The sequence below is a fragment of the Prevotella melaninogenica genome, from assembly GCF_018128065.1.
Classification (GTDB): Bacteria; Bacteroidota; Bacteroidia; order Bacteroidales; family Bacteroidaceae; genus Prevotella.
Genome location: NZ_CP072360.1, coordinates 791,085 through 804,347, shown reverse-complemented (window position 1 = coordinate 804,347; position 13,263 = coordinate 791,085). Strand labels below are relative to the sequence as shown.

Sequence of the window (13,263 nt, the reverse complement as noted above, 5' to 3'; positions counted from 1 at the left end):
ATATTACCTTTATATAATAACAATTATTCAAAGAATTACTAACATGGACATAGAATTCGTAAGAAGTCGTTTTATTAAGCACTTCGACGGCAAGACAGGAAACATTTATTTTTCACCAGGTCGTATCAATCTCATTGGCGAGCATACCGATTATAATGGGGGCTTCGTATTCCCAGGTGCAGTAGACAAGGGCATTATGGCAGAGGTTCGTCCTAATGGTACAAACACTGTTATGTGCTACTCTATCGACCTCAAGGACCGTGTAGAGTTCAAAGTTGATGACCCAGAGGGTCCACGCGCTACATGGGCACGCTTCATTTATGGTATGGTTCAGGAGTTTAAGGCACTTGGTGTTGACGTAAAGGGTTTCAACATTGCCTTTGCAGGTGACGTACCTCTCGGTGCAGGTATGAGCTCTTCTGCTGCTATGGAGAGTTGTTTCGGATGTGCATTGAACGACTTATTTGCTGATAATAAGATTTCAAAGTGGGACATCGTTCTCGCTGGTCAGGCAACAGAACATAAGTATATCGGTGTAAACTGTGGTATTATGGACCAGTTCGCAAGTGTCTTCGGTCAGAAAGGTAAGCTGATGCGTCTTGACTGCCGTAGCCGTGAGTTCGAGTACTTCCCATTCAATCCACAGGGTTACAAGCTCGCTCTCGTCAATTCAAAGGTTAAGCACGAACTCGTTGGAAGCCCGTATAACGACCGCCGCAGAAGCTGTGAGAACGTTGTTGAAGCTGTTGCGAAGCAGTTCCCAGACAAGAAATTCGAGACATTGCGTGATGTCAATGAGGAAGAATTAGAGGCTGTTAAGGACAAGGTAAGTGCTGAGGACTATAAGCGTGCGCACTTCGTTCTCGGTGAGAAGGAACGTGTTCTCGCTGTCTGTGATGCACTCAATGCTGGCGACTACGAGACCGTTGGAAAGATGATGTACGAAACGCATTACGGACTTAGCAAAGAGTATGAGGTAAGCTGCGAAGAGCTTGACTTCCTCAACGACATTGCTAAGGAAGATGGCGTGACTGGTTCGCGCATCATGGGTGGCGGCTTTGGTGGCTGTACCATCAACCTCATTAAGGACGATTTGTATGACAAGTTCATTGCTGACGTGACAGAGAAGTTCAAAGCAAAGTATGGTCATGCTCCTGAGATTTATCCTGTCGTTATCAGTGACGGTTCTCACAAGGTTTGCTAAGAAAAGAATGACATCCAATGAGGTCTCCCTTTCAATAGTATTGAATTAGTATAAGGGCTGAATTCTGTATAAGAATCTCAGCCCTCACTAAAGATAATAAATATAAACATAAGTATAACCTTTAAACTCTTATACAAAAAATATTACTACGCAACCAAAGGACAATAATGTTTTTACATCTCTAATATAAACCTATACAACATGAATAAATACTACAAAGGAGAACCCAAACACTTGGTATCGGTCGACTGCATCGTACTGGGGTTCGAAAACAAGAAACTTCAATTACTCGTTGGTAAACGTAAAGTAGAACCATACAGCGGTAAGTTATCTCTCTATGGCGGATTCGTTCGAGAAGACGAGAGCTTAAAAGAAGCTGCTAACAGAGTACTCTTCCAATGTACGGGTATCAATGATATTTATATGCGACAGGTGGGAGCCTTCGGTGAGATCGACCGTGACCCAGGTGATCGTGTCATCTCAATTGCCTATTGTGCACTTATCAATGTCTCTGACTATGACCATAAATTATTAGAGGAAAACAACTTGCAATGGGTTGATATCAATAACTTACCAGAGTTATATGGTGACCACATAGAGATGGTACACATCGCTTTAAGCCAACTCCGTAAACTCATCAATAAAGACCCACTCGGTTTTAATCTTCTGCCAGAGCTCTTCACATTGACACAGCTTCAGAATGTGCATGAGGCAATCTTGGGCATTGAAATTGATAAACGTAACTTCCGCAAACGTATCAAACAAATCGATTTCATTGAGAAGACAACGCACATTGATAAGATTACAAGCAAGCGTGGTGCTGCATTGTATCGTATCAACAAAGAAATATATAATGATGCCTCACTATAACTATTCATAGTAAGGCTAATGGTATAAGTTTTTACTAAAACCACTACTCAAAGAGGGCGTATCGAATGTAAAACGTTATCAACGGACATTCTGATATACCCTCTTTTATGATAGTTCTTACCACAAAGTGAGTCTTCATTCTGCATTATTTAATGACGTGTTGGTACCTAACACCATTGGTGCTGAGCCTCTGCACCAATGGTGTCAAGTATTCACACGACTTCTCTCAACAACCCATCTGACCCATAGAAACCTTTCACCTTCATCTTTTTGAGTAATTTATTCAAAATAGTAAGTACATTATTTTGAGGTCTCCATATTTATCTTTATATTTGCATTATAATTTAAAAATCCTATCTATTTATGAATGACAAGAAATTAATGGACAGAGCAGCGGATAACATTAGAATTCTCGCAGTGTCAATGGTTGAAAAAGCTAAATCAGGACACCCTGGTGGAGCTATGGGTGGTGCGGACTTTATTAACATCCTATTCTCTGAATTTCTCGTCTTTGACCCAGAACAACCTGAGTGGGCAGGACGTGACCGATTCTACCTTGACCCAGGTCACATGTCTCCAATGCTTTACGCAGCATTGACCCTTCAGAGAAAGTTCACGATTGATGATATTAAACAATTCCGTCAGTGGGGGTCAATAACTCCTGGACATCCTGAAAGAGACATCGCACATGGTATCGAAAACTCTTCTGGTCCACTTGGGCAAGGTCATGCTTACGCTGCTGGTGCGGCTGTAGCAGAGAAGTTTCTTGCGGCACGCCTTGGTAACACAATGATGCAGCATAAGATCTATGCTTACATCTCTGATGGTGGCATCCAAGAAGGTATCAGTGCGGAAGTCGGTCGATTAGCAGGAAACCTGGGACTTAATAACTTCATTATGTTCTACGATTCTAATGACATTCAGCTTTCTACTGAGTGTGGAGTTGTGATGTCTGAAGATACAGCAATGAAGTATCGGGCATGGAATTGGAATGTATTGGAGATTGATGGCAACGATCCTGACGCTATTCGCGAAGCACTCATTGCTGCTAACAAGGAAGAGCATCGCCCTACGCTTATCATTGGTGAGACCATTATGGGTAAAGGAGCGTTGCAGGCAGACGGTAGTAACTACGAGCATAGCATTAAGACTCATGGTGCACCATTGGGTGGTGATGCCTACACAAATACAGTAAAGAATCTTGGGGGAGATATTAATGATCCATTCAAGATTTTTCCAGACGTACAGAAACTCTATGATGACCGTGCTGCAGAACTCAGAAAGATTGTTGCAGAGCGTCATGCAGCTGAAGCAGCTTGGGAGAAAGAAAATCCTGAGAAGGCAGCACAGATGCGTGAGTGGTTCTCTGGCAAGGCTCCAAAGATTGACTGGAGTGGGCTTATACAGAAGCGTGACATCCCAACGCGTAATGGTTCTGCAGCTTGTCTCGGTGTTCTTGCTGAACAAGTTCCTAACATGATTGTATCATCAGCCGACCTTAGCAACTCTGATAAGACAGATGGCTTCCTCAACAAAACACATGCACTCACACGTGACGACTTCAGCGGTGCCTTCTTCCAAGCAGGTGTTAGCGAGTTGGCAATGGCATGTATGTGTATCGGTATGATGCTCCATGGTGGTGTCATCACCGCAATGGGAACTTTCTTCGTCTTCTCTGACTATATGAAACCAGCTGTTCGCATGGCTGCCCTCATGCGCACGCCTGTTAAGTTCGTATGGAGTCACGACGCTTTCCGTGTAGGTGAAGACGGCCCAACCCACGAGCCTGTAGAACAAGAAGCACAGATACGCTTGATGGAGAAGTTACAAAATCATCTTGGACAGGATTCTGTTCGTGTACTTCGTCCAGCTGATAGCGATGCTGCAACGGTTTGCTGGCAGATGGCAATGGAGAATATGGATACCCCAACAGCTCTCATCTTCTCACGTCAGAATGTAAAGAGTTTGCCAAAGGGCACTGACTATCAGCAGACACGAAAGGGTGCTTATATCGTACCAGGTTCTGACGAACAGTATGATGTCATCCTCGTTGCAAGTGGTTCTGAGGTCTCTACCTGCGTTGATGGAGCTGAGTTGTTACGCAAAGATGGAGTGAAGGTACGTGTTGTTAGCGCACCATCAGAGGGACTATTCCGTCGTCAGAGTAAGGAATATCAGGAGCAGATTCTGCCAAGAGATGCTAAGATTTTCGGTCTTACGGCAGGTCTCCCAGTAACCCTCGAAGGTTTAGTGGGTGCCAATGGTAAGGTCTATGGTCTCAACAGCTTCGGCTTCTCAGCACCTTTTAAAGTTCTCGATGAGAAGTTAGGCTTTACTCCAGAGAATGTTTACAAACAAGTAAAAGCATTTTTAGCATAAACGTTTAACCAGACACCCCTAAGTCCGGCATCGAATGAGGGGGGTCATAATACCTAAACAGCTTATGGAAATTAAGACAGTAGGAGTTGCCTGCGACCACGCAGGCTATCCATTAAAGCAATTCGTGATCCAGTATTTGGAAGAACACAAGTATGCATATAAGGATTTTGGCTGTAATAGTGATTTGAGCTGCGACTATCCTGATTATGCTCACCCATTGGCTGAAGCCATTGAAAGTGGTGAAGTTTATCCTGGTATTGCTATCTGTGGTAGCGGTGAGGGTATGGCTATCACACTCAACAAGCATCAAGGTGTACGTGCTGGTTTGGTATGGAACAAGGATGTAGCAGAGTTGATTCGTCAACATAATGATGCAAACGTCATTGTCCTCCCTGGCAGATTTATAGATAATAAGACCGCTGAAAAGATTCTTGACGCCTTCTTCAAAGCAAGTTTTGAGGGCGGAAGACACGAACGTCGCGTTAAGAAAATTCCTGTTCAGCACGGCTAATAGAAGCCTACAAGGGGAATATGCAAGTTGACAAGTTGACGAGTTAACAAGCTATTACAAGTTGACAGGTTGTTACAAGCTAACGAGTTATTACGAGTTGGCAGATTGCCGAGTTATATGTTCTATGCATATTCATCTCGCACATTTTATTCCTCACAAGTTAGGATTTAGGCGAGCTCTATTAAAAAAAGAATAAATTAAGGTGTTCAGCAATCCGTCTGGACACCTTTTGCCTTTTTATAGATCAATCTCTTATTTCTGTATCAGTTTTTATTTCCTGTCATTCCTGTCATATTAAACCGTCACTTAACTTGTTATGCTACAGTAAGATATGTGAAATGTTAAAAATGACAGCAACATAAAACAAAACTTTCCGTCGTTATCTGTAATATTTTTTCTCTTATCTGACAATACTTTTCCCTTTAAACTTTGGAGATAGAAGTTTGAACTTCTTAGCTTTAACGTTTTTACTTTTTTACTTTTCCCAAAGCCTTTTAACTTTTCCTTCGGTGGTAATCATAATTCAGAATTGTAAATTGTGAATTATGAATTGTATATGTTTTCTCACAGAACTCACAGATGAAACAGAATTCTTTTTTGCTAACGTAACGCACAGAGACCTGACGGTATTGGATAACACAGAGTCCCTACCCCATCCCCTTCCTCCAGAGAGGGGGATTTGCTGGGGATAATTTGCTTATGAAGATACGAACTACATAACAAGTAGCTTATTCATCAACTAAAGGTTTGCAAACCAATAGGGGTATCTTGGTAATTACGCCCCTTCCTACTGGGGAGGGATTAGGGGTGGGGCTTCTGTGGTATCAATGATCTTTAGGTCTCTGTTATATCTATTCATCTGTGAGTTCTGTGAGAGAATAATTCTGAACTAAAGATTAGCTGTGTGCGTGAACAATACTTCATATTGAAAAAAAACAACTTTTCTTTTGGTATTTATTGTATAAACGACTATATTTGTAGCACAAAACCTAAATCAATAGAATATATGTCTAATTTTATGAAAGTAAGTCAGAACCGCAGAAAGCACCCACCATTTGTTAGTGGTCGCTTAGCTTTCTCCTTTGCACTTGGGTTGATGGCATTTGCACCATCCCCAGTATTAGCCAATGTGGATGCGAACACAAGTATGAGTGTTCAGCAGCAAAAGCAGAGTATCAATGGCGTAGTGAAAGATGCTAATGGCGACCCTGTCATTGGTGCTTCTATACTGGCAAATGGTACTCCAGTAGGGGTGACCGACATGGACGGTCGCTTCTCAGTCTCTGTCGCTCCGGGTACGGAGTTGAAGATTAGTTATGTTGGTTTCGCTACTCAAAGTGTCATGGTGAGAAGTGGTGTGACGAACTATAACATTACTCTGAAAGATGAGAACAGCGCCTTGAGCGAGGTTGTCGTTGTCGGTTATGGTACGCAGAAGAAGGCAAACCTCTCTGGTTCTGTTGCACAGCTTGATAGCAAGGCGCTTGAAAACCGTCCTATCTCTAACGTGTCTTCAGGCTTGCAGGGCTTGCTTCCGGGTATCACGGTGACAGGAGCTGACGGTGCGCCGGGTCTTGATAATGGTACGATTCTTGTGCGTGGTGTGGGAACATTGAACTCAGCTACGCCATACATTTTGATTGATGGTGTTGAAGCAGGAACACTGAACTCGCTCGACCCAGAGGATATTGCGAGTATCTCTGTCCTAAAGGATGCTTCTTCAGCAGCCATCTATGGTTCAAAAGCATCTAACGGTGTGATTCTGGTAACTACAAAACGAGGGCAGAACGGTGCGCCAAAGGTTAGCTATTCAGGTTATTTTGGTATTCAGAATGCAACAGCCTTGATGGAAAGGATGAATTCTGCCGATGCCGCTTACTACTATAATAAGGCATTGGAGCGTAGTGGTAAGGCTCCACGTTTCTCTGATGAAGCAATTAAGAAGTTCCGTGACGGCTCTGACCCTTACAACTATCCTAATACCGACTGGTATGATCTTGCATTCAAGACAGCTTGGCAAAACCGCCATAATGTGAACATTACAGGTGGTAATGAGTATGTGAAGTATCTTGCTTCTGCTGGTTATCTCAAGCAGAGCAGTATTCTTCCTAATGCAGGTCGTGAGCAGTTTAATGGTCGTGCGAATCTTGACATGGTGTTGTCAAAGCGCATCACTGCCCATCTTAACCTCTCTTATATCCAAAACAACTATCGCGATGCAAGTAGTGCATACGCTGGTGGAAGTAGCGATCAGATTATTCGTCAGCTGAATATCATCGCGCCTTGGATTGTTTATAAGTATGAAGATGGTACTTATGGAACCGTTTCTGATGGTAACCCAATGGCTTGGTTGGAGTCTGGTATGACCGTAAACCGCAATAACCGTAACTTTACGGGTATGATTGGTCTTGATTATCAGATTATCAAGGATTTGAAACTGACACTCCAAGGGGCTTACGTTGATAACTCACAGCGTTACTCTTACTTCCAGAAGTTTATTCAATATAACCCTAATAAGGCCTCTGACCCTAACAAGTTGGAGATTGCTCATTATGACTGGCACCGCACAACCTTCGATGCGTTCCTGAACTATGACAAGTCATTTGCGAAGCATAACTTCAAGGCTATGCTCGGTTGGCATACTGAACGCTTTAAGTATCTGCCAGATTGGATGTATCGTAAGAACTTCCCTAACAATGATCTTACTGATATGAACGCTGGTGATGCTTCGACACAGCAGAACGCTGGTAACACTCGCGAGCTGTCAATGGTGTCTTACTTCGGTCGTCTGAACTACGACTATGCTGGTCGTTACCTCTTTGAGGCAAACTTCCGTTCTGATGCTTCTTCACGCTTTGCTGAGGGTCATCGCTGGGGCTTCTTCCCATCATTCTCTGCTGCATGGCGTATCTCTGAGGAACCATTCATGGAGAGTTCAAAGTCATGGTTGAACAACTTGAAGTTGCGTGCATCATGGGGTCAGTTGGGTAATCAGGATGCTTTGAGCGATTACTATCCTTGGATGAACACTTACAACCTCAATGCGAAGTATCCATTTGGTGGACAGCTCACTCCGGGTTACTATCAGGGTAGCTATCACCTTGAGACAATCTCTTGGGAGCGTTCTACTACATGGGGCGTTGGTCTTGACTTTACCCTCTTCGGTGGTCTGACTGGTTCGTTGGATTACTATAACCGCAAGACTACGGGTATTATCATGAACGTGTCTGCTCCTGCAGAGTTTGCACTCGGTGCTTACAAGGATAATATCGGTGCATTGCGCAATCAGGGTGTTGAGCTTTCATTGGCTTACGCAAAGCAGTTGAACAAGGATTGGACAATCAATGTCGGTGCGAACTTCGCTTACAACAAGAATAAGATTCTCTACTTGGGTGAGGGAACCGAATATATTGAAGATAAGGATGACCGCAACCGCCGTACAGCTGTCGGTCAGCAGTACAGAAGCTATTATATGTACAAGGCAACAGGTAAGTTCTTCAACTCACAGCAGGAGGCTGACGACTACACAGCGAAGTATGGCAACCCATTCGGACGTAAGTTCATGGCGGGTGACCTTATCTATGAGGATACAAACGGTGATGGTAAGCTCGATTCAAAGGATCGCATCTACACCGACCACACGGATATCCCAGCAATTACTTACGGCTTCAACCTTGGTGCAACATGGAAGAACGTAGACCTCTCTATGATTTGGCAGGGTGTTGGTGCTGTATCTCATATCTACAACCGTGAGGTACTTGGTGAGTTCTCTGGTGATGCCAGCCACCCTTCAACACTGTGGAAAGAATCATGGACAGAGGATAATCACAATGCTAAGTTGCCTCGCGTATTCGAGACAGGAAACAGCCCAAGTGACATGACTCGTGCTATGTCAACCTTCTGGTTGTGGAACACAGCTTACTTGCGTTTGAAGACTTTGCAGTTGGGTTACACCCTTCCAAAGAGTGCACTCAAAGCAATTCATCTTGAGAAGGTACGTATCTACTATGCAGGTGAAAACCTCCTTACCTTCGATGCATTGCCATTCAATATTGACCCAGAAGTAACCAGCGAGCGTGGATCATCTTATCCATTGCTGCGTTCACATTCTATCGGTATCAATATCACATTCTAACCGTAAATACCCGATATACATTATGAAAACAGTAAGAACATATATATTAGCAGGTGTGGCTGCTCTTGCGCTCACATCTTGTAATGACTACCTTACCACTGTGCCGAAAGATGCAATGTCGCCAGCTACAACATGGAAGACGGGCGACGATGCTGAGAAGTTCCTTGTGGGCTGTTATGATGGTTGGGAAGAAGGTGCAGCCTTGCTCTATTGGGACGCTGGCTCTGACTTTGCGTACAACAACTTCCCTTGGGAAGGCTTTACCAATATCGGTAATGGTTCGCTCTCACCATCGTCTCCGGGCTGGTCGTTCTACGACTATACCATCATTGGTAGATGTAACACCTTCCTTGAGAATGTTGATAAGTGTGTCTTCAGCAGCGATGCAGTAAAGAAAGACCTCGTTGCGCAGGTGAAGGCTATCCGTGCTTATAACTATTTCCGCATGGGTTTCCTCTATGGTGGTGTGCCAATCGTTAAGCCTTTCACCAGTGCTCAGGAGGCACGCGTGCCACGTAATACGGAGCAAGAAGTGAAGGATTTAGTGTTCAAAGACCTTGATGAGGCGATTGCTGATATCAATACGTCTCCTGCTGCACGCGGACGTATCGCAAAGGGTGCTGCCTTGGCTATGAAGATGCGTGCTGCCCTCTACTGGGGCGACTATCAGAAGGCGAAGGATGCTGCTCAGGCTATCATCGACTTGGGTAAGTATGAACTTGATTCTGACTATACCAACCTCTTTAAGTTGGCTGGTGTTGACTCAAAAGAAATCATCCTTGCCGTACAGTATAAGAGCGGTACTCGCCCATTGGGCACTATCGGACAGTTGTATAACAATGGCGATGGTGGTTGGTCATCAGTTGTTCCAACACAGAACTGTGTCGACAACTATGAGATGAGTAATGGTATGACTATCACTGAGGCGGGTTCTGGTTATGATGCAACGCATCCTTTCCATGGTCGTGACCCACGTATGGCAATGACGATTCTCTATCCTGGTTGCGATTGGGAAGGTTCTATCTTCAATACCCTCGACGAGAATGTCAATGGTAAGAAGAATCCTAACTACCCAACTAATGCTGCCAACTCATCTAAGACTGCGCTCACATGGCGTAAGTACTTAGACCCAATGAGCCAGTATGCTGACGTATGGGATACAGAGGCTTGCCCTATCGTCTTCCGCTACGCAGAGGTACTCTTGACATGGGCAGAGGCTGAGAACGAGTTGAACGGTCCTTCAGCAAATGTCTATACAATGATTAACAAGGTACGTACCCGCGTTGGTATGCCTGCCGTTGACCAGACAAAGTATAACACTAAGGACAAGCTTCGTGAGTTGATTCGTCGCGAGCGTGGCTCAGAGTTCGCTGGTGAAGGCCTCCGTCGTGCCGATATCTTACGTTGGACAAGCAATGGTAAGATGGTAGCTGAAACGGTATTGAATGGTCCGTTAAACCGCATCACAGGTACTGTTAACACTGCCGTTACCGACCCAACAATGCGTGCCGTGGTCAGTGGTACCAGTAAGGTTGAGGATCGTACCTTCCAAACCTTCAACAGATATTTACCTATCCCACAGTGGAACATCTCTGACAATCCTAAGTTGGAGCAGAACCCTGGGTATGCGAAGTAAATATAAAACAGCCTCGACCCAATAGGGAGGGGGAGTAGATACTGCGATATCCCTATGATTTAATTGGATTGGGATTGAGTTTTGCTATATCTCAATGAAGTGTTTATAGGAATATGATAATCTATTACGAGGCTTGAAGCTTTATAAAGAGTAAATGGGAAGAAATAAAAGAATGTAATAAGTCTTTTATTTCTTCCCATTTTTTATTGTATATCAACAAAGTAAATACTACGTATGAATGTACAGAACTACGGTAAGCATCCAAAATTAGCCGTCTTTTGTGGATGCAGCATTGTTGCTACCTTTGCACAAAAAAGATGTTTGCACTGAATGAAACAAATGTTTATCGGGTTTGTTGTTCTCCTGTGGATATGCGCCAGGGGATGCTTCGATTATGTCAATTCGTCCGTGGTAATGATTTTAACCCATCTGATGGTTGTGTTTATGTGTTCTATAATCGTTCTCGCAATCGTATCAAGCTGCTTCATTGGGAACGATGTGGTTTTGTCGTATACCACAAGCAGATGGCACAGGGTTGTTTAAGTGGTAAAATCATGCAGCAAACCAAGGGATTTTATGAACTTCGATGGGATGAATTGGTCCTTTATATAGAAGGTATAAATCCTCATTGTTATCGAAGGAAACGTTACAATAAACCTTAGAAATTTCTTGCAAAATCCAGATATTTTTCGTACCTTTGTATCATATAAATAACTGGTTTTCTGATGAATACATCCAACAATAAGACTGCGTCTAACTATCATTTTTTAACTCGAGAAGATTTTATAAATCTCCTTGAGCAGAAAGACATGGAGCTTAAAAGTAAGGATGTAGAACTTAAGAGCAAGAATGTTGAACTTAAGCAAAAGGACGCAGAGATCAAGGTTAAGGATGTTGAGATTAAGCAAAAGGATGCAGAACTTAAGCAAAAGGATGCAGAGTTAGCAAGAAAATCTCAACGTATTCTTGAACTTGAGCGTATGGTATTCGGTAGACGTAGCGAAAAGCGTTTACCTGAGAGTCCCAACGGCTGGGCAGGTTCGTTCTTTGATAAAGATTGGGCAAAAGAAGGTAAACAACTTTCGGGGGAAATACCAACTATCATCAAGGAAGTAGAGAAGCAAGCTAAGCAGCGCAGGGAAGCAAGCCGCAACGCTCGTTCTACGAGAAAAGGCAAGCCATATGCCTCTTATGTTCCTAAGGATATAGAGCGTGTGGTTACTGAGATTTATCCAGACGGTTATGATGAAAACCGTATGGTTATCATCGGTCACGATAAGACAGAACACTTGTGCTTACGTCCCTCAAGCTTTTATGTTAAGGTTGAAGACCGCATCGTCTGCCGTTTGAAAGATGCAAAACCCACGGATGCAAAGATTGACATACTGGAAGCTCCTTTACAGAAGCAAGCTGTGGATTGTTTTGCCGATGCCTCTCTGCTGGCTGAGATTATCACAGGAAAGTTTGTCTATCATTTGCCAGAGTATAGACAAAGCACCAGATGGAAAGAGTATGGCATCAACATCCCAACCTCTACCATAAACAGCTGGGTTCACAGCACAGCTAACGCTTTATATCCTCTATATAAACTCCAAGCAAAGTTGATTTTACAGAGTCCCTACTTGCAAGTTGATGAGACAAGCGTACAAGTTGCCGACCGTAAGGGTAAGACTCGCAAGGGTTATCTGTGGGGAGTAAGAGATGCGCTGCACTGCCGAGGGGTCTTCTTTCATTGGAAGGAAGGTTCACGATCTGGAGCCGTACCCGACGAACTCTTCAAAGGCTATCATGGTGCTATACAATCCGATGGGTATGAAGCTTACAGCAGATTTGAAAACGTTCAAGGCATAGAGCTCTTGGGATGTATGGCACATGTCCGGCGAAAGTTCGAGCATTTATCGACAAATGACAAGAATGCCGCCCATATCGTTAAGATGATCGCCGTACTCTACGAGTTAGAAGCAAACTTAAAACACAGTAACGCCAGCTACGAAGAGATTCAGGCTGAAAGAAAATCCAAAGCATATCCTATATTAAAGGCTCTTGAAGCATATATGAAGGAGGTACACAAGGAGTATCTCCCTGGCGAAGCTATGGAGAAAGCTCTGCGTTATGCTTTCGCCGTATGGATACGCATCAGCCGATACGTACAAGATGGGCGTTTCAATATAGACAACAATCTTATGGAGCAAGCCATCAGACCCATTACATTGGGAAGGAAAAACTATCTGTTCTGTGGCAACAACGAAGGAGCCGAAAACAATGCCATCTTCTATACGTTCATGGCATGTTGTAGGGAAGCAAAGATAGAACCTAATGTGTGGTTAAGGCAGGTATTAGCAAAACCCTTGCTGGACATGGAGGATGAGGAATTGATTAAACTGCTACCCATAAACTATAAATAGCATAGAACCCTTATATGAAGCCAGTCATATAAGGTTTTTTGTGAAGTGACAAGACGGCGAATTTTGGATGCTTACGAACTACGAATGGCACGAATTGAAAGGGGTCAGTCCTCTTTACACTGA

Annotated in this window: 8 protein-coding genes; all 8 read left to right on the top strand. The window is 43.6% G+C overall.

Annotation, left to right across the window (positions count from 1 at the left end; translation table 11 throughout):
* The first annotated feature begins 43 nt into the window (after positions 1 to 43).
* The 8 genes from galK to tnpC all read left to right on the top strand — a co-directional run bounded on the left by galK (position 44) and on the right by tnpC (position 13,140).
* Positions 44 to 1,204, top strand: a complete 1,161-nt coding sequence (gene galK / locus J5A56_RS09045; RefSeq protein WP_036918662.1) for a galactokinase — start codon at positions 44 to 46, stop codon at positions 1,202 to 1,204.
* 201 nt (positions 1,205 to 1,405) lie between these two features.
* The gene (locus tag J5A56_RS09040) at positions 1,406 to 2,074 is read left to right on the top strand and encodes an NUDIX hydrolase (protein ID WP_021670745.1); all 669 of its coding nucleotides are present in this window, start codon (positions 1,406 to 1,408) and stop codon (positions 2,072 to 2,074) included.
* A gap of 363 nt (positions 2,075 to 2,437) precedes the next feature.
* On the top strand, positions 2,438 to 4,453 hold the full coding sequence (locus J5A56_RS09035; protein ID WP_021670747.1) for a transketolase family protein: 2,016 nt from the start codon (positions 2,438 to 2,440) through the stop codon (positions 4,451 to 4,453).
* A gap of 64 nt (positions 4,454 to 4,517) precedes the next feature.
* Positions 4,518 to 4,964 carry a ribose 5-phosphate isomerase B gene (gene rpiB / locus J5A56_RS09030; protein ID WP_036918666.1) on the top strand — a complete coding sequence of 149 codons (447 nt, stop codon included), beginning with the start codon at positions 4,518 to 4,520 and terminating at the stop codon, positions 4,962 to 4,964.
* 1,018 nt (positions 4,965 to 5,982) lie between these two features.
* Positions 5,983 to 9,099, top strand: a complete 3,117-nt coding sequence (locus J5A56_RS09025) for a SusC/RagA family TonB-linked outer membrane protein (protein WP_369751782.1) — start codon at positions 5,983 to 5,985, stop codon at positions 9,097 to 9,099.
* A gap of 22 nt (positions 9,100 to 9,121) precedes the next feature.
* Positions 9,122 to 10,735 (top strand): RagB/SusD family nutrient uptake outer membrane protein, encoded by a 1,614-nt coding sequence (locus tag J5A56_RS09020; protein WP_021670751.1) that lies wholly within the window; start codon positions 9,122 to 9,124, stop codon positions 10,733 to 10,735.
* 317 nt (positions 10,736 to 11,052) lie between these two features.
* Positions 11,053 to 11,397, top strand: a complete 345-nt coding sequence (gene tnpB / locus J5A56_RS09015) for an IS66 family insertion sequence element accessory protein TnpB (RefSeq protein WP_211807225.1) — start codon at positions 11,053 to 11,055, stop codon at positions 11,395 to 11,397.
* Between the two features lie 63 nt (positions 11,398 to 11,460).
* The gene (tnpC, locus tag J5A56_RS09010) at positions 11,461 to 13,140 is read left to right on the top strand and encodes an IS66 family transposase (protein WP_249112168.1); all 1,680 of its coding nucleotides are present in this window, start codon (positions 11,461 to 11,463) and stop codon (positions 13,138 to 13,140) included.
* Positions 13,141 to 13,263: the final 123 nt, after the last annotated feature.

Bases quoted from the DNA above. Each gene is read 5' to 3' on its own strand.
- galK (WP_036918662.1), top strand. From the start codon at position 44: ATGGACATAGAATTCGTAAGAAGTCGTTTTATTAAGCACTTCGACGGC.
- J5A56_RS09040 (WP_021670745.1), top strand. From the start codon at position 1,406: ATGAATAAATACTACAAAGGAGAACCCAAACACTTGGTATCGGTCGAC.
- J5A56_RS09035 (WP_021670747.1), top strand. From the start codon at position 2,438: ATGAATGACAAGAAATTAATGGACAGAGCAGCGGATAACATTAGAATT.
- rpiB (WP_036918666.1), top strand. From the start codon at position 4,518: ATGGAAATTAAGACAGTAGGAGTTGCCTGCGACCACGCAGGCTATCCA.
- J5A56_RS09025 (WP_369751782.1), top strand. From the start codon at position 5,983: ATGAAAGTAAGTCAGAACCGCAGAAAGCACCCACCATTTGTTAGTGGT.
- J5A56_RS09020 (WP_021670751.1), top strand. From the start codon at position 9,122: ATGAAAACAGTAAGAACATATATATTAGCAGGTGTGGCTGCTCTTGCG.
- tnpB (WP_211807225.1), top strand. From the start codon at position 11,053: ATGTTTGCACTGAATGAAACAAATGTTTATCGGGTTTGTTGTTCTCCT.
- tnpC (WP_249112168.1), top strand. From the start codon at position 11,461: ATGAATACATCCAACAATAAGACTGCGTCTAACTATCATTTTTTAACT.